Origin of the sequence: Photobacterium sp. WH77 (assembly GCF_022014395.1) — a bacterium.
In the GTDB taxonomy this organism is placed as follows: Bacteria; Pseudomonadota; Gammaproteobacteria; order Enterobacterales; family Vibrionaceae; genus Photobacterium; species Photobacterium arenosum.
This window is the reverse complement of record NZ_JAKLTE010000030.1, coordinates 1-24012: the sequence shown is the minus strand read 5'-3', so window position 1 is coordinate 24012 and position 24012 is coordinate 1. Positions and strand designations below refer to the sequence as shown.

The following is a 24012-nucleotide window of genomic DNA, read 5'->3' as shown; positions in this document are numbered from 1 at the left end:
GCACTTGTTAGGCAAATGCACTTCTGTGCTTCGCTTAAGCCAGGGAAGCGATAACAACGAGACATAACGACATATACCGCTCTGCGTACCGATATACCGAACAGCACGAACCGGTTCAGAGCGCGAATTGAGGATAACGTGAAATGAAAGCTTCATACCAAAACCACGACTTGGAAATGTTCTTCTCAACCAACCTTGCCGAGGTTGATGGCGCAGTGAATGCCGGTATTGCCGCAGAGCTGAACCGCCAGAATCAGCAAATTGAGCTGATTGCCTCTGAGAACATCGTCTCCAAAGCCGTCATGCAAGCTCAGGGCACCTGCCTGACCAACAAATACGCCGAAGGCTACGCAGGACGCCGTTACTACGGTGGCTGTGAGCATGTTGATGAAGTTGAGCGTATTGCCATTGCGCGCGCCAGACAGCTTTTCCAGTGTGAATACGTCAACGTTCAACCGCACTCGGGCGCACAGGCAAACGGCGCTGTCATGCTGGCACTGCTGCAGCCGGGCGATACCATTCTGGGGATGTCTCTGGATGCCGGTGGCCACCTGACTCACGGTGCGCGCCCTGCCCTGTCGGGCAAATGGTTCAACGCCGTTCAGTACGGCGTACGTCAGGGCAGTTGCGATATTGATTACGATCAGGTGCGCGAGCTGGCACTTGAGCACAAACCCAAAATGATCATTGCCGGCGGTTCTGCAATTCCGCGTCAGGTGGATTTCGAGAAATTCCGCGCCATTGCCGATGAAGTCGGAGCCTATCTGATGGTAGATATGGCGCACATCGCAGGTTTGATTGCAGCCGGTGAACACCCGTCCCCCCTGCCGCACGCACATGTTGTCACCACAACAACGCACAAAACCCTGCGTGGCCCTCGTGGCGGTATGATTCTGACCAACCACGAAGACATTAATAAGAAGATCAATTCTGCCGTGTTCCCAGGCCTTCAGGGCGGCCCGCTGATGCATGTCATTGCCGGTAAAGCTGTTGCTCTGGGTGAAGCGCTGGAACCCGAATTCAAGCTGTACATCAAAAATGTGATCAACAATGCCAAAGTGTTGGCTGAGACACTGCAGGCACGCGGTTGTGACATTGTCACAGGTGGCACTGATACCCATCTGATGCTGGTTGACCTGCGCCCGAAAGGCCTGAAAGGTAATCAGGTGGAAGAGGCGCTGGAACGTGCCGGTATCACCTGTAATAAGAACGGTATCCCGTTTGATCCTGAAAAGCCGATGGTGACATCAGGTATCCGCCTCGGTACACCGGCTGGAACCAGCCGCGGCTTTGGCGAAGCCGAATTCAAGCAAATCGGTGAGTGGATCGGCGATGTGCTGGATGGCCTGGCAGCCAGTCCGGACAATAACAACGAAACAGAACAACGCGTGAAGCAGCAGGTACAGAAACTGTGCAGCCGCTTCCCGCTGTACCAGTAACTTCATTTTAATATGAAAGAAAATGGTCGGCAGGCAGTTTCGATTCCCGCCTGCCCTCACAAATAACAAAGATGCAGAAACATTGCGCGAGGAGATTTAAATGAGCAACCTAAAGTTTACTGAAAGCCACGAGTGGGTACGCGACAACGGCGACGGTACTATCACCATGGGTATCACTGACCACGCTCAGGGCCTGCTGGGTGACGTGGTTTTCGTAGACCTGCCAGACGTTGGCGATAGCACCGAAGCCGGTGAGTCTTTCTCTCTGGTTGAATCTGTGAAAGCGGCCTCTGACATCTATGCCCCGGTAACAGGTGAAATCGTTGAGATCAACGAAGAACTGAGCGACAGCCCGGAACTGATCAATGAAGCACCGTTCGAAGGCGGCTGGATTGCTAAAATCAAGATTGCTGACGTTGAAGAACTGAGCAAACTGATCGATGCTGACCAATATCAGGCAGCTATCGAAGAGTAATGGAACACCACGGCTTTCAACTTGAAAGCCGTTTTTCCAACCCAAGATGATTCTCGCCATTGCCCAGACATCCACTGGCAATGTGTAGTAACTGTTCAGGAAAGAACCATGACCGACATGAACCTTTTACATGCACTCAGTGACGATAAAGCTTTCGCTGCCCGTCACAACGGCCCAAATGACGCACAGCAGACAAAAATGCTGCAGACCATTGGCGCCGACAGCATCGACAAGTTGATTGAAGAAACTGTACCGGCTTCCATCCGTCTGAAAGAGGCGATGAAGCTGGATCAGCCGCAAAGCGAAGCAGACATGCTGTCTGCGCTGAAGACTGTTGCCCGTAAGAACGTCATCAACCGCAGTTTCATCGGTCAGGGTTACTACAACACCTTAACGCCGAATGTCATTCTGCGTAACGTGCTGGAAAATCCGGGCTGGTATACGGCTTACACACCGTATCAGCCAGAAATTTCTCAGGGCCGTCTGGAATCACTGCTGAACTACCAGCAGATGATCATGGATCTGACCGGTATGGAACTGGCGAATGCCTCCCTGCTGGACGAAGCCACTGCAGCCGCAGAAGCCATGACCCTGTGTCAGCGTGCCAGCAAGAGCAAGAGCAAAGCCTTCTTCATCTCTACCGACCTGCACCCGCAAACCATCGACGTGGTCGTGACCCGTGCAGAATACATAGGTATTGAGATTATCCGCGGCAAAGCTGAAGAGCTGGACAACCACGACGTATTCGGTGCGCTGGTTCAATACCCGGGCACAACAGGTGCTATTGCCGATCTGACTGACATCATTGAAAAAGCACACGCCAAGAAAACACTGGTTGCGGTTGCTTCTGATCTGCTGGCACTGACTATCCTGAAAGCGCCGGGCGAAATGGGTGCTGACGTGGTCATCGGCAGTGCACAACGCTTCGGCGTACCAATGGGCTTTGGTGGCCCGCATGCCGGTTTCATGGCAACCAAAGATCAGCACAAACGTACCATGCCAGGCCGTGTCATCGGTGTTTCAAAAGATGCCAAAGGCAATCAGGCGCTGCGGATGGCAATGCAGACACGTGAGCAGCATATCCGCCGCGAAAAAGCGACTTCTAACATCTGTACCGCTCAGGCGCTGCTGGCCAATATGGCTGCCTTCTATGCGCTGTACCATGGCCCGGAAGGTCTGCGTAAAATCGGTCGCCGCGTTCATCACCTGACGGCAATTCTGGCTGCTGGTCTGCGTAACGCTGGTCTGGAACTGGTTAACGATACCTTCTTCGATACTGTGACCATCAACTCAGGCAAACAAACCGATGCTATCTACAAGAAAGCACTGGCTGCCGGTATCAATCTGCGCCAATACAGCGACAAACTGGGTGTCAGCCTGGATGAAACCACCAAAGTCACTGACGTCGAAGAACTGCTGGAGATCTTCACCGGTCAGGCACTGAAAGCCACTGCTTTCACTGACGATATTGCCGCTGACGAATTTGCCGCTATTCCGCAAAGCTGTCGCCGCACCACAGAGTTCCTGACTCACCCTGTGTTTAACCAGTACCACAGTGAAACGCAAATGATGCGTTACATGAAGAAACTGGAAAACAAAGACTATTCTCTGACCCACGGTATGATCCCGCTGGGCAGCTGCACCATGAAGCTCAATGCCGCAGCAGAAATGATCCCTGTTACCTGGCCTGAATTTGGCGGCTTGCACCCGTTTTCACCGGCCGATCAGACTCAGGGTTATCAGGAACTGGCGAGCAAGCTGTCTGAAATGCTGTGTGAAATCACCGGCTACGATGCCTTCTCCCTGCAGCCTAACTCTGGCGCACAGGGTGAATACGCCGGTCTTATTGCCATTCAACGCTACCACGCGGCCAATGGCGACAGCCACCGTAACGTGTGTCTGATCCCAAGTTCGGCGCACGGTACTAACCCGGCTTCTGCAGCCATGGTGTCGATGAAAGTTGTGGTGGTTGGCTGTGATGCCAACGGCAACATCGATGTCGAAGATCTGAAAGCGAAAATTGAAAAACACCGCGACAATCTGTCGTGCATCATGATCACCTACCCGTCTACTCACGGTGTGTACGAAGAAGCGGTACGTGAAGTGTGCGAACTGGTTCACGCCGCAGGCGGTCAGGTGTATCTGGACGGTGCCAATATGAACGCACAGGTTGGCCTGACCAACCCTGGCTTTATCGGTTCGGACGTTTCTCACCTGAACCTGCACAAAACCTTCTGTATCCCGCATGGCGGCGGTGGTCCGGGCATGGGACCTATCGGTGTGAAATCACACCTGGCACCATTCCTGCCAGGCCACGTTGAATCAGTGAAAGCAACCGAAGGTGCTCAGTACGCCGTTTCTGCTGCCGAGCTAGGTTCAGCGTCTATCCTGCCTATCTCATATGCCTACATCGCGATGATGGGATCAGAAGGACTGACTCAGGCTACTAAGCTGGCAATTCTGAACGCTAACTACGTGATGGAACGCCTGCGTGATCACTACCCTGTGCTGTACCGCGGTACTCAAGGCCGTATTGCACACGAATGCATTATCGACATCCGTCCGCTGAAAGAAGCCTCTGGTATCTCGGAAGAAGACGTCGCGAAGCGTTTGATGGACTATGGTTTCCACGCGCCGACCATGTCTTTCCCAGTCGCCGGCACCCTGATGATTGAACCGACCGAGTCGGAAGATCTGACCGAGCTGGACCGCTTCTGCGATGCCATGATTGCCATCCGTCAGGAAATCGCCCGTGTTCAGGCTGGTGAGTGGACGCTGGAAGACAACCCGCTGGTCAATGCACCGCACACTCAGGTTGATCTGATGGATGCGGAATGGACCCACGCTTACAGCCGCGAGCTGGCTTGCTACCCATCCGCACACAGTAAAGGCGCCAAATACTGGCCAACTGTCAACCGTGTCGATAACGTCTTCGGTGACCGTAACCTGATCTGTTCTTGCCCTGGCATTGAGAACTATATTGAGGATTGATCAATCCTGATGACGAAGTAAAACGAAGCGAGGCTTATGGCCTCGCTTTATTGTTTATAACCCTCAGAAAGATTCTTCAGGCTTCTCTGCTTCATACCGGTTAGCTTTGTGAAGTGAGCAACAACCTGATCCCAAACACACCAAATAAGCTAGCGGTGACTCTGGACAGCCATTTCTTAGTCGTGATGCTAACGGACAATTTATTGCTGAGTGAAGACGATGCCCAGGCAATCAGATGGCACCATAACATGCCGTTCACGTTAAAAATTAGTCCCAGCACAATAAATGCCAATGCCTTATTGTCGCTGGATGCAGAGATGAACTGCGGCATAAATGCCAGAAAGAAAACAGCAATTTTGGGGTTAAACAGGTTGGTGATGAATCCCTGATAGTAAATTCGCTTTAGCGATGCCTGTGGCTTTTGCATTACCTCAGTGTTGCCGGCCGCACTGCTGCTTCTGAACATACTGATTGCCATATAAATAAGGTATGCCCCACCCAGCACCTTAACCACAGTAAACGCGGTCGCAGAGGTGGCCAGCACAGCCGACAAACCCAGGGCGGCGGCGATAATGTGGATCAGCGTCCCGGAACCAATCCCGAGCGCAGCTGCAGAGCCCGCTTTAAATCCCTGTGTCGCGGCGCGCCCTGCAATAAGCAACGAATCAGGTCCGGGAATCAGATTCAGTAACAAGCCGGAGACAACAAACAGCCATACATTTTCAATACCCAACACTTTCTCTTCTCTCCTTGCTTTGCGCCAGGGAAGCTCACCTCAGTGACCTGGCTTAATCGCTGCAAATCACTGACCCAATTGAAAAACATCTCACATCACTGATAAAAGCAGCAAACTGGTTAGTTGACGCACAATATACGTAAATCAAAACATAGAAAGAAGCAGAATAAACAGAAGCGCGCATTTAAAAAAGGTGTGGTTCGCGGTGTTATCGCTTTGGCATTAAGAAAAACGGCATTCTGACGATGATCGTGACATAAAAATACTGTCATTATAGGAAATAGATCGCATAATTATTCATTCACACCGTCTACAATCTCTCCAGCCATATGAATGGAGAAGATTATGCCTGGTGCATTTGCTCATATATCAGCAGTCAATAAAGCCTCTGAGAATACTGCGCTCAGAAAGCTGAACGTTCCGAAACACGTGAAGAAAACGCTGTCTCAATACAAAGCGTTTTTAGAATTTGGGTGTGTCAGCCCAGATTACCCCTACCTTGCAGTCGGAAATCATGCTCAAAATAAATGGGCAGATGAGATGCACTACAACAAGGTAGGTAAATTCATTGCTACCCTGATTGATCTCACCAAAAGACTGGACGAGCGCAACCAAGAAAAAGCATTTGCTTGGTTATGTGGATTTGTTGCTCATGTCGCTGCGGATATCACCATCCACCCGGTTGTTGAGCTGAAGGTTGGCCCTTACAGTGAGAACGCCAAAGATCACCGGATATGCGAAATGCATCAGGATACTTATATTTGGTATAAAGTCATGAATTTAGGGAACATTGGCCTCGCAGACCGAGTGAAAGAAAATATTGGTAGCTGCGTGGATGATAGCAATGAAGATTCCATCGATCTGATCATTCATGATGTCTGGCAGACTGCCCTGGTCGCGGTTTACCCTCACTACGCTCAAGAGTGTCCGCCAGACATTAACCGCTGGCATCACGGTTTTCAATTCGTGGTTAATAACGCAGAAGAATCCCACAAACTTTTTGCCTGGGCTCGACATGTTGCCTCTTCGCAAGGCCTGACTTACCCGCTTTCAGAAGAAGTAAATCGTGAATTCATCGCAGAATTACAAACCCCGCATGGCATCCAACACTATGACGAGGTATTTGAGCGGGCCGTGTCGACCATCCAATTGTTTTGGGAGAAAACGGCTGAGGCTGTTTTTGAAAATAGGCCCACAGACTTCTTTAAGGACTGGAACCTTGATACTGGCCAATGTGAAAACGGTGTATTAACCGCATGGGAAAAATTATGAAACTGTTAATCAAGCTCGCTTTGTTGATGGCAATAACGTCATGTTCCGCTCAGGCAGAGTATTCCGACGAAGCAATGTACGACCTGGCGTCAATCCTAAAAGATGTCGCGCAAGCAGTAGATGGAGAAATTAAGTTTGGCGAGATAAACAATCTGGCGGATGAACAAATCATCGCAAACGCCATGTCTTCCGCACCCGACAAACTGGCTAAACTCAACGAGTATCAGATGATATTAGACATTCAGGGCGATCATGCCGTGATGTTGTTGTGCGACGGTGATGTGGCATTGATGGAAGATGCCGGCTGCAACGCTGCTTTTGACAATCGTTACTGGCATCAGCCTCAGCACAACACATGTAAAGTTTCACTCAATGCCAGTTCTGTCTGCACAGAGTAGATGCCCCTGAACGTGTCTCTCCGGCGCACGACCGGAAGTGAATACCATCAGAAACCGCCCAACGGTGAGCGGTTCTGATGTGGCTTCTTTTATAACACCACTGACTTCCGTGCTTATTTTACTTGAATCGTTACAGCATCAGACTCCGGCCATTCAATCTCGGTATCATTCAGATAACGGTCAAAGAAAGTCCCCACACTTTGTTTCACAATCGCGTGCATCAGATCGCCCTCAATTCCTGATCGATAGCCAACCACCCAGCGGTTTTGATCCATAAAATCCCGGTGATTCGTATTGGCGACAGTCAGCAGGTATGTCTCATGTCCATTGTCTTCAAACGCCTGAGCAAGCACTTGTTTTGGGGTTTGCAACAGCAATAAAGGTTTATTGAGTGGCTGTGTACGAACATCCCCCAGCAGCAGACCATCCATGTTGACACTGGCCACACAGTCCGGCATTTCGGCGCAGCTGTTCATGGCAGCCGATCCGCCCAGACTGTAACCCAGAGTCCCGATACGGCTTTCATCCAACTGATCATCAAACCGTTCAGTATGTCTGGACAACCACTGATAGACAGAGATAACGTCATGTGTAATCTGCGGTGCAACAACCTGATCAAAATACGCAAAGCCTTTATCCGTTCCCACGTCTTTAGCATCAGAGGGCAAATAAGTGCCCTCTGAGCTGCCATCCTGAAAACTGGCGACTCCCGAAATGTAGGTATGATTAATGGATACAACAACATAACCACGACTGGCGAGATCTTCCAAAAGCTCAGTGTTATCAACCTCAAATAAAAACGCGCCATGAGAATAGAAGAGTATCGGCCAGCCACTTCCCGATGCCGCCGGTGCAATCGCAACATTAGCTTGCGACCAGGAAGCGAGTTCGTCCAATTTAAATTGGTTGGGATGAACAGGCACGTCTTTCGGCCGTACCCGGTCAAGGTAGCCGACCTGATGGCCCCATCTATCGAAGTAAGATTGATATGTTCCGTTTTCTTGTTTCGTTGGGTAATACACTTTGATGGGCAGGCGACGCGTTTGATTCGGGATCGGGCTCATACTATCCAATCCGGCATCCAACACATCAAAGGCTGCCACCCCGACCCGATAAGGACCATCTGGCGCAGGATAAACATGAGTATACGCCGTATTTTTACTGTCATTATCGTCTGAATTACAACCCGTCAGCCCTGCTAACATCGTGATAAAGCCTGTCTTGCAAAGTAGTTTTAACATCATGACTTTCTCCTTTTTCTGGACCTCCAGAATAAGAAGATTGGAGAATAAAGCGTCCGGATACGGGAATCAGACGTCCGAATTGGCTAATTCGCACCTTTAAGCCGAGTCCTGTACTGCGATGGCGTACACTGCTGATATTTTCTAAATGCCGCGTTAAATGTAGATTTCGAGTTAAAACCAGATTCAAATGCCAGTTCCAGCACTGCGCTTGAAGGGCGTTTTTCCATCAGTGCACAAACATGTGTAATACGTCGCTGGTTGACCAGATCATAGAACTTGATCCCCATTGTCTGATTCAACACCTGTGTCAGCAAATAAGGTTTCACACCCATTTCCCCGGCCAACGACGACAGACTTATCTCCGGCTTCAGATAGTAGTGTTTTTCATCCATCAGCATCAGGACCGTCTGACTCAGGGCCGCCATTACACCATCAGGTTGGCTATCCGCTTCCTCGTCAGGCAATTCCACCATCACGTCAAAATTCATCAGCTTTGGTTGGATAAGCAGGCAACAGGTAATGACGAACAGAAGCAAAGACACTGTCAGATAAGGTAAAGGCAAATGCGTATCCAATATAACCTGTGGTATCACCATGACCAGAGCCAAAATCAGACTGGCACATATCCCCCACAACACAAGCAAATTTGCGTTGGATAGCTTAGCCTGAAACAGTGGTTGCCGTGACTGATAACGCCACACAAACCGGATACTTGCCAGGCAATAGCCCAGGTAGAAAACAATCAGCAGGATGCCAGAGAAATGATGCCTAGCCGTGAGCACAGTCTCACCTGGCGCAAAAAGCAAGTCCGCACATAACAAGCTAAGCGCAGCTAGCGGTAACAAATGCACCGTATCCCGGCGAGTGAGCGGTCTTTGGGTTAAACACAGACGAATAAAAAGGAAAAACAGCACCGGATAGAGCAGCGGCCACATCATATTCATGCGGGATGTCAACCAGACTTGATGCCAGGCAAGGTTTAGAGAAAGATCCAGCGCAAAGCAAAAATGGATGCCCGCCAGCAACCAAAACACATGCTGCTCTTTACTTTTCATTGCTAAATAAACGCCGAGCACAATACTCTGAATAATTCCTGCCAGCAGAATCGATGCTACCATGACACTCTCACTTCACTTTATCCATTCTCTATTTTGTTATGAATAAAATATCATGAATCATCAATGACCTACACGTAGAAAATCAGTAGTGGCACATATGCCTATGATTAATGGTAATCACTCTGTCAACCCACTTTTACATTGGCCTTAACAGCAATTATTTGCTCGCTCACACTGTAACCTGTTAGTCCAGGGAGTAAATAACCCCACCATTGAGAAAGAGCAAAATCATCAGTTCAGAGACACCAATCCACCAATAAACACGGTCAACCTTTCATGTAAGCTGATCATGATCACACGGTTGCATATATAAGTACCGCAGTGATTCCATTTCAGCGTTGAATGAGCAAGTATCCCTGCTGAGCATACAGATTGATGAACCACAGAAATATTATTTATTGGTTATTGAATCTATTTGATTGCTATAAATGAAAACAATTAAATCAACAAACAGGTGATACAACAGAGGATTGTTATGTCTGCTCTCATTTTATCCAGTAAAAAATTTATATTGTCTATTCAGCGCCGCATCCGGGAAACGTATTTTAAGGGTGACAGCATCTTAATCACAGAACAGTTATCTGCAGAAAACAGAAGTGAACTGACATCTCAATTTGGTGTGATCATCGAATTGGATCACTATTTTTCCCATCCAGCGACTGCGCTTTTACAGCAATTAACCGATAATGGGGTGCTGCCTGTTATTGAAACTGTCATCGTCTTATCCGAAGGAGACATACTCAGAGCAGCACACATCCGCGAAATTCTTGATATTCCCGGACAGCGTTTTGACCAAGCCATACTGTTCAGAGATAAAATCCTGATGAAACAGCACGCCGCCCGTTATGGCGTGGTCTCCGCAATGCCACAGGATGCCAATCAGGTTGCCAATTGGCAGTCGTTACCTTACCCGGTCGTGATAAAGCCGAAATCTGGCCGCGGCTCCCAGCAAACGCTCAAAGTCACCTCTTGCGAACATTGGGCTGAAATCGGTACTGAAATTGACCCTACGGATATGATCATTGAACCCTTCATTGAAGGGGAAGTCTTTCACGTCGACGGTCTGGTAGTAAACGGAAAAATGTCTGTATGCAGCCCTGCCAAATATGTGGGGAACTGTATGGATTTCGTTGGTGGACAAAGCCTCGGCTCGTACACTCTGTCTGAATCAAACCCTCTTTATCGCCCTTTGACTGAATTCAGCAGATATTTACTCGAACATGTCTTCCCAACTCCTGAGCACTCCCTATTCCATATTGAATGCTTCGTGGGAAACAATCAGCACATCACCCTGTGTGAGATTGCCTGCCGGCTAGGAGGTAACGATCTTGTCACTGAAGTTGAACTGGCTTACGGCGTGAATGTCGTTGAAGCCTATTTGCATGCCGAATTCCACTCAGAGTCACTTTGCCCGCAAGCCATGGCTCCGGGGCAGCTCGGAGGCCGATTCCAGCTTCCGCCACAGACAGGCCGTTTGATCTGTTCCGGAAATCCCCCCTTCAGACATGAGGGAATCGTCAGATTTCAATCCAGAGCAGTTTCCGGACAACACTACAATGCCATGACTATGTCAAACGATGCTCTGATTCACGTGATTGTCAAAGCTGATAGCGAAGCACATATGGAAAAAATTTTCCGCGACATTGCGCAATGGGCTGCCAGCGAATTCATCTGGTCTGCAGAAACTGAGGAGGTGACATCATGCATGCAGAGTTAATTGCTGTGGCAAGAAATCCGAAGTACCGCCATTTCTGGCTGGCGAACATCATGAGTAACGGCGCAATTTGGATTCAGAATACAACGTCTTCAATCGCTTTAACGCATTTGTCGACCTCCCCTGCCGTCAACTCGCTGGTACAGGTCGCAGCAACCTTACCCTTCTTGTTGTTTGGCATTCTGGCGGGTCAGATTGGTGACAGATTCAGCAAACCTCTGGTTCTGACTGTCGCTCAGCTCAGCCTTGGACTGGTTTCGTTAACCCTAGCAGCCGCAACCTGGCAGGGGCTGCTTTCCCCGGCATTGCTGGTTGGGGTTACAGCTGCATTCTCTGTCGCAACCGTCTTCCGCATGCCCGTTGCACAGGCAGGCATTGCGCTGACCGTGCCCGGCGACCAGATCAGACATGCGGCTGTCCTCAACAATCTGGGTTTCAATATTGCCCGTGCTGTCGGCCCTGCCGTTGCAGGAACATTGCTGCTTGTACTGGCTTACTATCAGGTTTACTTAGTCACGGCGGCTATGCTGCTTGCCGTTTCAGCCTATTTTTTCCGGGGGTTTTACAACGAACGGACAACCAGTACCGACCAGCCAGCTTTTGTATCCATACGTAATGCGTGGCAACAAATTTCTGTCTCCGGACTGTTTCGCCGCTGCACATTCGATGCCTGTGTTTTGTTCTTTGCTGGCAGTGTGATCTGGTCAATGATGCCTTATATCGCCAAGTATCACTTAAACCAGAGCACGGCCGGACAAGGCACCTTAATGGGAGCCACAGGTCTGGGTGCACTGTTAACGGTTATTGTATTACCGGCTGTGCTGAAACTTCGCCACAATCACCAGGGTTACTGGTTGTGTTATAGCCTGATGATCTCGTCGATTGCCACCATCTGGCTAAGCAGTAATCTGACTGTCATTTTCGCTGCTCTCATGGTTTTTGGGCTGAGTTGGAGCATGACAGTCACCTTACTCAATGGTGAGATTCAATCTTCTTTTCCACGGCAAATCCTCTCGCGTGTTATCGCGATATACCTGATTGTCATGTATCTGGCTCAGGCAACCGGTTCGTTCTGGGCTGGCCTTATCAGTCAGTTCTTTGATACCGATTCGGCCTTGCTTTTCTCGGTTGCTGTTTTAGCGCTGGGGCTGGGGTTACGAAGCTTACTTTTTACTTCCACTGATGCATGTGAGGAATAGAATGATGAAACGAATCACCTTAACCCTTGTCGGCGGCGGAGCGTCATCACTGGCCTTTCTTGATGCTTTTACTCGTCACTGGAACTGTCAACCCAATCAGGATGTTGTGATTTTTGTCGTCGAGAAAAAAAGTGTCTGGGGTGTGGGTAATGCTTATACAGAGGATAGTCATTCCAACCTTCTTAATACACAGGCAGGTGTGATTTCCGGACTGCCCGATCTACCCGGTGACTTCATGCACTGGCTCAAAGCGCACGAGTCAAAATGGCAACCGGATTATCCAGATTTCACCATTGAATCATCCAGCTATGCTCCCAGAGCGTTATTTGGCCGCTATATGCAAGATCGGTTTTACCGGGTTATCCGGCAAGCGGCCGAAAAAAACATCTTCATTTTGACAGTTGCAGCAGCCGTTTCCTCCATTGAGGTTTGTTCCGACTCTACCGGATATAGCATTTCCACAGAGTGCGGACATCAATTAAACAGTGATGCTGTGATTCTTGCTTGCGGCACACATAATAAAATCATGGGGCATGAACAGCACTCAGCGAAAGTCTTTACAAGCCCGTATCCCGTGCGTTCAGTGACCCGTGCCATTGACCTTAATGACGACGTTGTCATCGTCGGCGCCCGGCTCAGCGCTATCGACGTCGCCATTGGACTACTTGAACGCGGCCATAAAGGAAAGATCCAGTTCCGATCACGAGGTGGTTTTTTCCCAAGTGTGCGGGGAACGCAAAGGTCGTATCGAAATCGATTTTTATCCCCGGGATATATTGAGCAGAACTTCGGAACATTAACGCTTGCTGATTTAGCTCGGTTATTCCAGCAAGAACTCAACCACTACCGAAAACATAATGAAGATACACTGGAATCGCTGCAGTTCCCTACACCACCAGTGGCCAATTTTCACCACTTTCTCAGCACAGAAATTGAACTCGCCAACGGGCCAAGAGGCTGGCAAGCGATTCTTTACAGCGCCAATGCTGCATTAGATATTATCTGGCGCAAACTGATCGAGGAAGATAAACAGCGTTTCTTCACTGATAGCTGGTCTAATGCCATGGCACTACGGGTATCTATTCCGAAAGAGAATGCAATAAAATTGTTGAACGCTGTCAAGTCCGGGCAATTAAGCTATCAGGTTGGCGTCGCGACTAATCCACAGGCTGATGCCATTGTGTATGCAACCGGGAACGCACGGGATCTGACTCAGGCAGACTCCCCGCTATTACATCACCTTTTTAACTCTGGACTTGCCGCCAGCCATCCCCATGGCGGGTTACAAATACTTAATAAAACCTATCAGGTTCTTGATAACAGAGGATTCGCACATGCCAACATTTTTGCCTTGGGTGAAATCACTAACGGCAACTTCTTATTTACCAGCGCTCTGGATCTAATTGTTGGACATGGATCACGATGCGCCACTTCTGTGATTGCTTCACTAACGCAACCTGAACCGCCTGTAGAAGAACTCCCCAGGAAACAGGAAATCAGCAATAAAGTATGCTGAAACCGTTTATTCAGCGATAGAACACACAAGAACACTGTCTTTGACTTCCAAAAGCTGGATGAGTGGCCTTCGCGACAAATCCTTTCATTGAAAAAACAGGCGGCTTGAAAAAAGCCGCCTGTGAATCACAATTTTCAATACTCAAATGTTAATACCTCTCAATGTGGCATTAACATTCACGACTCAACAGTTATTGAAATAAGAGGAATTCTTCTGCAAAACTGATTTATATTTATTAACCTACCTTGCCAACATAGTTAATTTACATCCTTTCCAAAAAATCCCTTAAAAATAAAACATTACCATTACTTAATCTTTCTCCTAAAAAGTTCAATAAATAACTGAGTTTATACTCCAGAAACTGATATATGAAAAACGGCCCAAAAACTGTAACAATACCAATAAAAAAACAGGAGATAACAATGCTTTAACGTATTATTTATTATCGACCGATTGGCTTTCTTTCAAAGAGGATAAAACCCAAACCGTAATAACTGATAATACGATGCAGCCTTCAGGTGGAGAGGTAAAACTGAAGACAAACTCAACCCCTACAGCGAGATAGGATGCTGACGTTTATAATATTAAAATGATAACACAGCACTGAATTATGATGAGTATTGGAACATCAAGGCGCGAAGCGATGTTAACAACCTTGCCCCCTGCATTATTGAACGACTAATCAGTAAAATCAAACCCATCGATTACCTTTGACACACTAATCCACCAAATCCCTTTTTTCTTAAAGCTTTAACCTTGAGTAAATATTTTAATGACATTAATGTCATTTAAAAATCATTCAGAAACAGCTAAAAACTTAACCAAATAAGTTTGAAGAACACTAAACCCTGAACTAATGTCGAAAATACCAAAAAGTAACTTTTTGTTTACATCACATTAACAGGGAGAGAGCTGTACCCTTTATCATCAACAAGGATAAGTCATGTCTGACATGCCACCGCGCGTCATGCGCGATTATTTATACGATGCGCTCAATCAACTCAACATCCGCCAAATTTTTGGCGTTCCTGGCACCAATGAAATCCCCATTATCGACGGCACCTCCTACGCCGAAAATAATGTCGAATATGTCGAATGTTTACACGAAAACATTGCTATGGGTGCAGCTATGGGCGCTGCACGCATGACAGGTGAACCCGGGGTACTGGTGGTTCACATCACCCCGGGTATCGCCCACGGTATTGGCAACCTGTTCAACGCTTATCGCTCTCATACACCACTGGTTATTCTTTGCTGCCAGCAACAAAACGAGCTGGTCACACAAGAACCCCTGCTTTCATCCAATATCAAAGAGCTAGCCAGTCAGTATTGTAAGTGGTCGCACGAACTGCGCACACCTTACGAATTCCCACTGGTGCTGCAAAGGGCCTTCAAAGAAGCCAAAGCCCCGGCTTGTGGCCCGGTCTTCATATCTATTCCCTGGGAATTCATGATGGCAAAACCCTTGCCAAGCCTGCCTGAAAAGCTGCCGGGTATTACTCGTATTCCGACCAATTTCGCCGGTGATCCGGATGAAATCAGTCGTTTGGCTGAGCGCTTTGCACAGGCCAAAAACCCTATCATCATTGCCGGTGATGGTGTCGGGTACGACAACGCCTCGGAACAGTTGCAGGTATTAGCGCAAACCGTTGGTGCACCTGTGGCGTTGCAAACCTTCAGTAGTTTGGCGAACTTCCCGAACGATGATTATCACTGGCAAGGAGAGCTGCCGGGTAATCAGGCCATGCTGCAAGCCATCTATCAGCAACATGATGTGGCTTTTCTGGTGGGCTACAGTAATCAGGCTCAGGTTACTGTGTTTAATTATGCTGATGGCCCCTTAATCCCGGAATCCGTAGATATTTTATACCTGTCGAATAACACTTGGGACATAGGTAAAAACTACTATGGCAGCCATGCCGTGCTGGGTGGGATCAGAGCCAGTCTGGAAAAACTGAACCAAGTCATGGCCGAGTTGCCGGTTTCCGATGACATTCAGCGCGAAAGGGACGCCCGCAATCAGTTATTAAGCAAACTCAGCGAACAACGCCGCAGTGACTGGGATGCGTATTTACTCCAGGCCGAGCAAGACGCTTCAGGCACCATTAACCCGGCACTGATCCCGCACTATTTATCTCAGGCCATTACACAACAAGGGCTGGCGAACGAGTTTGTCTATGTGCATGAGGCCGTGTCTGACAGTCCAAGCTTTCAGTACCTGATGCCGCTTAATCAGGAAATGAGCAAGCCGGTAAGCTACTACTGCGTATCCGGCGGCTCACTCGGCTGGTCAATGCCCGCTTCGCTGGGAATTAAAATTCAGCCCACCGCAATTCAGGGGGTCACACCCAAACTGGTAATCAATGCGGTCGGTGATGGTTCGTCCCTGTTCTACCCGCAAGTGTGGTGGAGTGCCGCCAAATATCAGCTCGCCGTGTTGTACATCATCACCAATAACCGGGAATACCATACCTTGCAAAATGGCCTCGAAGAGGTGATTGGCTCTTATGGCTGGGAGCCAAAGAAAAAGCCGGTAGAACCCGACCCTACCGACCCAACCAGTTACCACAACTACGACGTTGATTATCTGTCGCTGCAGCATCCTCAGCTCAATTTCCATCAGATTGCCAATGCAATGGGTGCGGACATTCAGGGGCAAGTGGTAGAAAAATCCACTGATCTGAATGCCGCTTTACAACAAGCGATTCACTACGTGCTGAATGAAAACAAACCTTACGTGCTGGACATCCGAACTGAACGCGATCCAGCCGCAGTGCAACAAAGCGGAGGTGCGATAAAAACGTCACCAGCGTATCGACGTCCACCCCTGAATTATTTCCACAAGCAGCTTCTTGATGAAATCAACCCGGATCATGTCAACACATTAGCCTGATCCACCACATTCTATCTACAAGGAAAAGTAATATGAGTGAACATTATGATGTTGCCATTATTGGTGCTGGCGTATCGGGCGTTTACAGCGCCTGGCAGTTAAAAAAGAATTTCCCCGGTAAGCGCATTGCTGTTTTTGAAGGCAGCGATCGCGTCGGTGGCCGTTTATTATCTGTCAAGGCGCCAGATGTCAATAACATGGTCGCAGAGCTGGGTGGCATGCGTATTCTGGATGCAACACGACAACCACTCGTCCACGCATTACTGGATGAGATCAACCAATTTGCTTCACTGCCAGATCCAATAGAAACCTACCATTTCCCGGTCGATACGCCGGCCAATATCGCCTATTTACGCGATGTACGGCTCCGGCTCAGTGATTATCAAGATAATCCGCATGCTGTGCCATACAACTACAGTCCTGACGCTTTCGGCAAAACACCCGGCGCTTTGGTTATTGAGGCATTCGATAAAATCGTTCCCGGCATTACCGCCATTGATCTCACTGAACAACAGCGCCGTGAAATGGCAATGAACACTGAATTCAATGGCAAAATGCTGTACGAACAGGGCTTTTGGAATGTTCTGCAAGTTGTCATGAGTAGCGAAGACTACAGCTACTGCCGCGATGCCGGTGGCTACAATTCTACCTTGTCGAACTGGAATGCCGCCGATGCCATTCCTTGGTTTCTGACCGATTTCGGTGATGGCGTCGAATACCTCGGATTTAAACAGGGCTTCCAGTCAGTACCATTAGCGCTGGCCGGAGAACTTCAGGCGATTGGTGGCGAGCTGTTACTCGGCCACAAACTGAATAGTTTTGAACAGGTTAACGGTGTATTTAGCCTCAATTTCACCAGTGAATTAGCGATCACAGCGTACAATGATATCCAGTGTACAGCCACGCATATCGTGCTTGCGATGCCACGGCGTTCCATCGATTTGCTGGAGCAAAATTGTCCTGTTTTACAACAACCAGAAGTGAAAGCTTTAACTGGTACTGTCACACCAAGGCCGTTGTTTAAATTGTTTACCACTTACGCGTCCCCCTGGTGGGTTGATCAATCCGGCATCAGGGAAGGACGCAGCGTGACTGACATGCCTGTCAGGCAAACCTATTACTGGCCAACCAACGAGGGGGCACCTGCGTTACAAGGCCCGGCAATTCTGATGGCCAGTTACGATGACGGTGTCAACGTAGGGTTCTGGGATGGCTACAGACAAAAACGTGGCCTGGCATGGAAACAACAGCTGGAAGTCCTACCCTTACCAGAACACAAGGCATTTACCGGACGTCTGTTGAAACAGCAAAATGTCGATCCGCAATGGGAAGCGCATCAGGCGCCTGAATCTATGATGACGGAAGTCACCCGCCAGGTTAACCTGATGCATGATGTGTCTGCCGCGGAAGTCACTCCAACGCTGCCGCTTCAGGCTGCATTTCGTGACTGGGGTGATGACCCTTTTGGCGGCGGTTGGAACAGCTGGAATATTGGTGTGCAAAGTGATGATGTGGCCAATAACATCGTCCAGCCATTAGCAAATACCCACCTCTATATCTGTGGCGAAGCTTACTCCCACAGTCAGGGATGGGTGGAAGGAGCACTGCAGACCGCCCAGCTCATGCTGGCGAAACTGGAAGTTCAGCTCAAGGCGTAATGGAGTTAATCACAGGCCAGGTATTATCTGGCCTGTGATGTGAATGACTGACAATGCAGTGTCTGCTTATGAGAGAAGTACCGTCCCGAAAAAATTTGAGCTCTCCTGCAAATTCCATTCTCTCTTCCTGTCATTTTGAAGTAACAATATCAAACACTTTGCTTTCACTGGATAGTGTCCCCTCTGGCGAGTAAACTGCAATACAGTGATTATGGAAACACTTAACCGGAGCGTTAGAAATCATGTTAGACACTCGCCACGCATCAGCCATTCAGGAACGCATAGATAACAAAACCAAGCCTCTGGGCGCGTTGGGGCAACTCGAAACCACAGCCCACCAGCTTGCTTTATTGCAAAGTCAGGGACAGAAAGAGGCGGTTTCCCAAATTACCTTAACTCAACCCACCATGCTGCTGTTCGCTGGTGATCATGGTATTGCCAAAGAAGGCGTCAGTATTGCCCCCAGCGAAGTAACCCAGCAAATGGTGCTCAATTTCCTCGCTGGCGGTGCAGCTATCAATCAGTTCTGCCGCATTAACAACATTGACCTGAAAGTCATTGATTGTGGCATTATGCTACCGGTTGAAACCGATAACCCTGATTTCATCGTACAGCGACTGGGTGCCGGAACACATAACCTTGCCCAGAAAGCCGCCATGAGCCAGCAGCAAGTTGCCGAGGGGTTGGAATTAGGCGGTTCAATTGCCAAACAGACTATCGAAGCTGGCTGTAATCTGCTGATGTTCGGAGAAATGGGCATTGCCAATACCAGCAGTTCTTCCGCCCTGCTGTCGGCGCTCAGTATTACTGACGCGGCCTATTGCGTCGGTAAAGGCACAGGGATCAGCGATGCGCAGCTGGGTAACAAGATCAGTCTGATTCGTCAGGGTGTTGCCAGATACAGTGAAAGCGGTGAACCAGGTCCATTACGTGCACTCGCAGAGCTGGGTGGCTTTGAAATCGTTCAGATGGTCGGCGCGTTTCTGGCCGCGAGTGACCAACGCGTGCCTGTTCTGGTGGATGGCTTTATCGTTTCGATCGCGGCTTATATTGCCACATTGCTCAAGCCGGAAGCTCGTGATGTGATGATTTTTGCGCACCGTTCTGAAGAGCAAGGGCATCAAAAAGTGTTAGCTCTTCTCGAAGCTCAGCCTATGCTGGATTTAGGCTTACGCCTGGGTGAAGGAACTGGTGCGGCACTGGCCTACCCCCTGCTTCGTGCCAGTGCTGAATTTTACAACAACATGGCCAGCTTCGCCGATGCCGGGGTCACGGTGTAAATGTTCAACCTTCGTTATCAGTATCAGTTGTTTTGTCTGGCGGTGTCTTTTTTCAGCCGCCTACCCATTCCAGCGTCAACCCCTTATTCCGACGAACGTATGAATCGGGCCGGGCGTTACTTTGCGCTGGTTGGGCTTGTACTGGGGGCATTGTGTGCCATTGCTTACAGTATAACAGCAGCCTGGTTGCCACCACAGTTCGCCGTCTTTATCACTATGGTGTTCAGCCTGCTGCTGACCGGGGCATTTCATGAAGATGGCCTGACTGACATGGCTGACGGCATTGGCGGTGGCCTGACGACAGAGCGCCGTCTGGTCATAATGAAAGACAGTCGGATCGGCACTTACGGTGCTGCCACCCTGATCATGGCCTTGGTGGGTAAATTTATCATGCTCAGCTATCTGGCTGAGCATACTGAACTGGCACTGCTTCTGATTGTCGCCTACACACTCAGCCGCACAGTCGCGGCCTCACTGATTTTCGACATGCACTATGTCAGCGACTCCAGTACCAGCAAGAGCAAACCTCTGGCCAATGCCCAGACCGTCCCTGAGTTACTCTTTTTAGTGGCGACCGGCACCCTCGTCTGCCTGTTACTGGTGCCCGAACTGTCACTGGTGCTGATAGTGGCGGCTGTTCTGTTTCGGAGTGGTTTCAAAGCCTGGTTGAATGCGCGGCTTGGCGGATTTACCGGTGATTGTCTGGGCGCGGCTCAGCAACTCATGGAAATTTTGATCTACCTGATCCTTATCGCCTCAGTTCACAACCAGTGAGGATAAAATGACGATTCAAACGACATTGAGCCTGATACTTGGTGGTGCACGATCCGGCAAGTCACGCTTTGCCGAGCAGCAGGCCAAAGAAAACGTCACACAGGGTAAGAGGCTGCATTATATCGCCACTGCTACACCATTTGATGATGAAATGCGCATGCGGATCAAACACCATCAGCAGCAACGTGGGGATAACTGGGCTGAACACGAATGTGCTTTGGAACTGGCAAACCTGTTAACTCAGTTTACCGCGAACGATGTGGTGTTGGTTGAGTGTTTAACTCTCTGGCTGAATAACGTTATTTATGCACTGGGAGAGGCTTGCAGCAATGAAGCGCTGGAAGCACGTATTACCGAGCTGGTACAGGCAGCGAAAAACAGCCAGGCCCGATTGATCTTTGTCTCGAACGAAGTTGGCATGGGGGTGGTGCCGCTCGGCGAAGTGAGTCGCTATTTTGTCGACAACGCCGGCCGCATGAATCAGCAGTTCGCCGCCATTGCCGATGAGGTGACTCTAGTGACAGCCGGTTTACCACTCCAATTAAAAGGGATCGCCAGGTGAAAACCTTCACCGTCACATTAGTCCGCCACGGAAAAGTTAATGGTGCCTCCGCTTTGTACGGCTCAACCGATGTAGAGGTCAGCCCCGAGACCAATCAGGCTATCTGTAACTCGCTTGCCAACGCTGATATTCACTATAAAACCGTTATCAGCTCTCCTTTGCGCCGCTGCTTATCGCTGGCTGAATTACTGGCAGGTGAACACCTTCTGGTCTGCGAACCGGCATTAAAAGAAATGTACTTTGGTCAGTTAGACGGTACACCTTTTGAGGAAATAACCAGCGTGAGCGAAGAGTGGCAACGACTTGAGCAATTCTGGCACAACCCAGCCAGCTCAGGATTACCTGATGCCGAATCACTGGAAAACTTCAATAGGCGGGTGACGGCCTGTTGGACCAGGATAGTCAGCGAGCTGCAACACGATGTCCTGATAATTACGCACGGCGGCGTGATTCGTGCCATTGTTGCAGATGTACTTGGCCTCGACTGGAAGAATCCTAAATGGTATTCAAATTTAACGATTCGCAATGGCAGCATCACACAAATTCAAGTCACGATGGCAGATAACGAGCCCTATTTTTCCGTGAAACAAATTGGCTCGACACACTGATCAGTTTGGCCTGACTGTTGGCCAATTCAAGCCTGAAGCACAGTTACTTTCGATTTGAATTCGATCCGAACAAACCGGAAACCCCTTTGTGGTTTCCGGTTCTTTTCATCTAGCTACAGATAGTTACACCCCGGTATCAGCTTTTCTGACAGAGACCTGAACATCTTTCAGGCCAGCATCTTCAAGTTGATCCTGAATGCTTTTCTCCATTGAGGCCGTATTTGAATCACCCTGAGGAAGGGCAATCTCTTCAAAATACAGCTCGCCGGTGAACTGATCTTCTGCGTAAAACTGGCCTTTGACGCGTGCTTTCTTAGGCGCCAGTACTTTGCCCAGCCAATAACGGGTGTCATAAGAACCCGCCGTTTGCGCGATCCAGTTCCAGTCCCAGGTTTTATTCATGCCTGTAATATCACGGTGATCCCACTGGAATTCCAGACTCTTTTCATTGCCGGCGAAGCGGCCGATAGCAAAGTTACTTGTAAAGTCTGGTCTGTCTTTCGGATGCCACAGCAATCCGTTCCCACCCCAGCGCATGAAACCATCAAAACCCAGTTCATACGATACATCCGCGTCAAAGACGTAAGGATAAGAGATATCAGCCCGGTACACATTCAACAGCACTTTCAGTGCACTATTTGCAGGTACTACCGGTCTTGCCTGAATTGTCACTCTGTTACTTTCTTCACCGCCACTGGTGCTTCCCCATGCCTGAGTGGCACCAAAAGTCACGGATATTGATTTTTCAACACCACCTGTGACTTTAGGACTTTTAAAAGTACTGGATACCTCAATACTTTCACTGAAGCTGTAATCATTACTTTGTGACCAACTGGTTGACGTGTTGTAACTGATATCAATGACGTATTGCTGCTGAATGCTGGTTTTATTAACCGCCGTCGAAGAGATCGTATTCACCAGCTGACTATTTGAATTCACGATAGAACCGTCAATTTTAAATGAAGCCGGATCCATGGTGTAAGCAAAGTTTTTCACCTTTATGGTTGTCATATCCTGGCAACGGTATCCGTCACACGGACCGTCATTACCCCGAATATTCCAGGCACTTTCGTTACTGTCCCACCAGACTTTCATGTCATCGCCAACCTGGTTTCCTTTCGGACCACCCACCCAGGCATAGCCCATGTGGTGAGCCAGGTACGCGGCAGGTTTTACAAAATCGTCTTGATCACTGAGCAATGTCCATTCAACACGCTCTTTAGATCCTTCATCAATGGAAATAGCAGGGAAAGATAAAATGTTTGTGTCTGCATTCAGAGGATAACAAGCAGTATGGCTGGCGGTTCCCTGTTTAATTTCACCCATGTAACCGGGCCCCATAATGACCCAGCCATCGGCTAAACTAACATAAGACCACTTTCCGATTTTGTTCATTATCGAATCTCGAAAGCGCAATGCTTCAGAACGCGTAACTGGCCGGAAATCAGCGTTACACGTTTCAGGGCCGAGATTGTAATGAATTTCGACTTCCTCTGGATAAAAAGCACTGGTTTCCAGTGCGGACACGGACGCTATATGACCAAAAGGTAATATAATTAACAAAGGCGTTATTTGTTTTTTCATTGAAACCTTCTTATAGAAATGTTGGCTTGCATAAATGCAAAAACATATGTGACTAATAAAAACATCTCTCTCATATGCAACGCCGTTATATCAATGCATTTAATAAAAAGTCAATAAATTATTTTCACACTCCCTTTATTTACCCAATTAAATATCCCAGATGAAAAAAGACAAATAACATATCATTAAATCGCTATATTATAAGATATAAAGCCTTATCATAATATAACAATTATTATACAAAACAACAAGATGAAAACAAACCATAAAATGTAATCGATAACAATAAGTCAAAATACGCTTTCATCGGCAGGCTGTTATTGATAATAAAGATTTTAACTTTACCTTTTTGTTAAAGCGACGCATCACTTTATATTGATTAAGCAACATAGATAATAATGTAATAAAATTATCTATAACGTTTGGCTGAGCAGTTTCAATGCTCAACCATAGAATATTTACTCTAATTAAAAATACAAAATACTGTTCACAGTGTTTTTGTTGCTTTAACTTATAATCTCTTTTTTGATGGATTAACTTCAATGGTCTCC

Annotated in this window: 19 protein-coding genes; 14 read left to right on the top strand and 5 right to left on the bottom strand. The window is 48.4% G+C overall.

The window, feature by feature from the left end:
* The first annotated feature begins 143 nt into the window (after positions 1 to 143).
* The 3 genes from L6J37_RS20010 (at position 144) to gcvP (ending at position 4905) form a co-directional block, all read left to right on the top strand.
* On the top strand, positions 144 to 1439 hold the full coding sequence (locus L6J37_RS20010) for a serine hydroxymethyltransferase (RefSeq protein ID WP_237796369.1): 1296 nt from the start codon (positions 144 to 146) through the stop codon (positions 1437 to 1439).
* 100 nt (positions 1440 to 1539) lie between these two features.
* Positions 1540 to 1914, top strand: coding sequence for a glycine cleavage system protein GcvH (gene gcvH / locus L6J37_RS20005; RefSeq protein ID WP_218385570.1), 375 nt, complete (start codon positions 1540 to 1542; stop codon positions 1912 to 1914).
* Between the two features lie 108 nt (positions 1915 to 2022).
* Entirely contained in the window at positions 2023 to 4905 is a 2883-nt protein-coding gene (gcvP, locus tag L6J37_RS20000) for an aminomethyl-transferring glycine dehydrogenase (protein WP_237796368.1), read from the top strand.
* 100 nt (positions 4906 to 5005) lie between these two features.
* On the opposite strand, the gene L6J37_RS19995 is transcribed toward gcvP, so the two are convergent.
* On the bottom strand, positions 5006 to 5641 hold the full coding sequence (locus tag L6J37_RS19995) for a LysE family translocator (protein ID WP_192014003.1): 636 nt from the start codon (positions 5639 to 5641) through the stop codon (positions 5006 to 5008).
* A 345-nt stretch (positions 5642 to 5986) separates the two neighbouring features.
* Here L6J37_RS19995 and L6J37_RS19990 point away from each other — a divergent pair, with 345 nt between their 5' ends.
* Together L6J37_RS19990 and L6J37_RS19985 are read left to right on the top strand one after the other, a co-directional pair.
* Entirely contained in the window at positions 5987 to 6913 is a 927-nt protein-coding gene (locus L6J37_RS19990) for a zinc dependent phospholipase C family protein (RefSeq protein WP_237796367.1), read from the top strand.
* A complete protein-coding gene (locus L6J37_RS19985) occupies positions 6910 to 7311 on the top strand; it encodes a hypothetical protein (protein ID WP_192014007.1) in 402 nt (133 codons plus the stop codon). Before L6J37_RS19990 ends, L6J37_RS19985 begins: the two co-directional genes overlap by 4 nt.
* Before the next feature lie 113 nt (positions 7312 to 7424).
* Here L6J37_RS19985 and L6J37_RS19980 read toward each other — a convergent pair whose 3' ends face one another.
* On the bottom strand, positions 7425 to 8555 hold the full coding sequence (locus tag L6J37_RS19980) for an alpha/beta hydrolase (protein WP_237796366.1): 1131 nt from the start codon (positions 8553 to 8555) through the stop codon (positions 7425 to 7427).
* Positions 8556 to 8638: 83 nt separating this feature from the next.
* Positions 8639 to 9673, bottom strand: coding sequence for a helix-turn-helix transcriptional regulator (locus L6J37_RS19975; RefSeq protein WP_218385581.1), 1035 nt, complete (start codon positions 9671 to 9673; stop codon positions 8639 to 8641).
* 475 nt (positions 9674 to 10148) lie between these two features.
* Here L6J37_RS19975 and L6J37_RS19970 point away from each other — a divergent pair, with 475 nt between their 5' ends.
* The 9 genes from L6J37_RS19970 to L6J37_RS19930 all read left to right on the top strand — a co-directional run bounded on the left by L6J37_RS19970 (position 10149) and on the right by L6J37_RS19930 (position 21877).
* Complete coding sequence (locus L6J37_RS19970; RefSeq protein WP_237796365.1) at positions 10149 to 11390, top strand: ATP-grasp domain-containing protein; 1242 nt, start codon at positions 10149 to 10151, stop codon at positions 11388 to 11390.
* Entirely contained in the window at positions 11375 to 12586 is a 1212-nt protein-coding gene (locus L6J37_RS19965) for an MFS transporter (protein WP_237796364.1), read from the top strand. Before L6J37_RS19970 ends, L6J37_RS19965 begins: the two co-directional genes overlap by 16 nt.
* 1 nt (position 12587) lies before the next feature.
* Entirely contained in the window at positions 12588 to 14102 is a 1515-nt protein-coding gene (locus tag L6J37_RS19960; RefSeq protein ID WP_237796361.1) for an FAD/NAD(P)-binding protein, read from the top strand.
* Positions 14103 to 15045: 943 nt separating this feature from the next.
* On the top strand, positions 15046 to 16995 hold the full coding sequence (locus L6J37_RS19955) for a thiamine pyrophosphate-binding protein (RefSeq protein WP_237796359.1): 1950 nt from the start codon (positions 15046 to 15048) through the stop codon (positions 16993 to 16995).
* Positions 16996 to 17027: 32 nt separating this feature from the next.
* On the top strand, positions 17028 to 18653 hold the full coding sequence (locus L6J37_RS19950; protein WP_237796356.1) for a flavin monoamine oxidase family protein: 1626 nt from the start codon (positions 17028 to 17030) through the stop codon (positions 18651 to 18653).
* 242 nt (positions 18654 to 18895) lie between these two features.
* The gene (gene cobT / locus L6J37_RS19945; protein ID WP_237796354.1) at positions 18896 to 19933 is read left to right on the top strand and encodes a nicotinate-nucleotide--dimethylbenzimidazole phosphoribosyltransferase; all 1038 of its coding nucleotides are present in this window, start codon (positions 18896 to 18898) and stop codon (positions 19931 to 19933) included.
* On the top strand, positions 19934 to 20707 hold the full coding sequence (locus L6J37_RS19940) for an adenosylcobinamide-GDP ribazoletransferase (protein WP_237796353.1): 774 nt from the start codon (positions 19934 to 19936) through the stop codon (positions 20705 to 20707). It begins immediately after the preceding gene.
* Positions 20708 to 20714: 7 nt separating this feature from the next.
* Positions 20715 to 21269, top strand: coding sequence for a bifunctional adenosylcobinamide kinase/adenosylcobinamide-phosphate guanylyltransferase (cobU, locus tag L6J37_RS19935; RefSeq protein ID WP_237796352.1), 555 nt, complete (start codon positions 20715 to 20717; stop codon positions 21267 to 21269).
* Positions 21266 to 21877, top strand: coding sequence for a histidine phosphatase family protein (locus L6J37_RS19930; protein ID WP_237796351.1), 612 nt, complete (start codon positions 21266 to 21268; stop codon positions 21875 to 21877). Before cobU ends, L6J37_RS19930 begins: the two co-directional genes overlap by 4 nt.
* Positions 21878 to 22000: 123 nt before the next feature.
* Here L6J37_RS19930 and L6J37_RS19925 read toward each other — a convergent pair whose 3' ends face one another.
* A complete protein-coding gene (locus L6J37_RS19925) occupies positions 22001 to 23461 on the bottom strand; it encodes an aerolysin family beta-barrel pore-forming toxin (protein ID WP_237796350.1) in 1461 nt (486 codons plus the stop codon).
* A gap of 303 nt (positions 23462 to 23764) precedes the next feature.
* Positions 23765 to 24012 (bottom strand): hypothetical protein (locus L6J37_RS19920; RefSeq protein ID WP_237796349.1); only part of this gene is annotated, 248 nt, incomplete at its 5' end.

Coding starts and splice junctions, on each gene's coding strand:
- L6J37_RS20010 (WP_237796369.1), top strand. CDS start 144: ATGAAAGCTTCATACCAAAACCACGACTTGGAAATGTTCTTCTCAACC.
- gcvH (WP_218385570.1), top strand. CDS start 1,540: ATGAGCAACCTAAAGTTTACTGAAAGCCACGAGTGGGTACGCGACAAC.
- gcvP (WP_237796368.1), top strand. CDS start 2,023: ATGACCGACATGAACCTTTTACATGCACTCAGTGACGATAAAGCTTTC.
- L6J37_RS19990 (WP_237796367.1), top strand. CDS start 5,987: ATGCCTGGTGCATTTGCTCATATATCAGCAGTCAATAAAGCCTCTGAG.
- L6J37_RS19985 (WP_192014007.1), top strand. CDS start 6,910: ATGAAACTGTTAATCAAGCTCGCTTTGTTGATGGCAATAACGTCATGT.
- L6J37_RS19980 (WP_237796366.1), bottom strand. CDS start 8,555: ATGATGTTAAAACTACTTTGCAAGACAGGCTTTATCACGATGTTAGCA.
- L6J37_RS19975 (WP_218385581.1), bottom strand. CDS start 9,673: ATGGTAGCATCGATTCTGCTGGCAGGAATTATTCAGAGTATTGTGCTC.
- L6J37_RS19970 (WP_237796365.1), top strand. CDS start 10,149: ATGTCTGCTCTCATTTTATCCAGTAAAAAATTTATATTGTCTATTCAG.
- L6J37_RS19965 (WP_237796364.1), top strand. CDS start 11,375: ATGCATGCAGAGTTAATTGCTGTGGCAAGAAATCCGAAGTACCGCCAT.
- L6J37_RS19960 (WP_237796361.1), top strand. CDS start 12,588: ATGATGAAACGAATCACCTTAACCCTTGTCGGCGGCGGAGCGTCATCA.
- L6J37_RS19955 (WP_237796359.1), top strand. CDS start 15,046: ATGTCTGACATGCCACCGCGCGTCATGCGCGATTATTTATACGATGCG.
- L6J37_RS19950 (WP_237796356.1), top strand. CDS start 17,028: ATGAGTGAACATTATGATGTTGCCATTATTGGTGCTGGCGTATCGGGC.
- cobT (WP_237796354.1), top strand. CDS start 18,896: ATGTTAGACACTCGCCACGCATCAGCCATTCAGGAACGCATAGATAAC.
- L6J37_RS19940 (WP_237796353.1), top strand. CDS start 19,934: ATGTTCAACCTTCGTTATCAGTATCAGTTGTTTTGTCTGGCGGTGTCT.
- cobU (WP_237796352.1), top strand. CDS start 20,715: ATGACGATTCAAACGACATTGAGCCTGATACTTGGTGGTGCACGATCC.
- L6J37_RS19925 (WP_237796350.1), bottom strand. CDS start 23,461: ATGAAAAAACAAATAACGCCTTTGTTAATTATATTACCTTTTGGTCAT.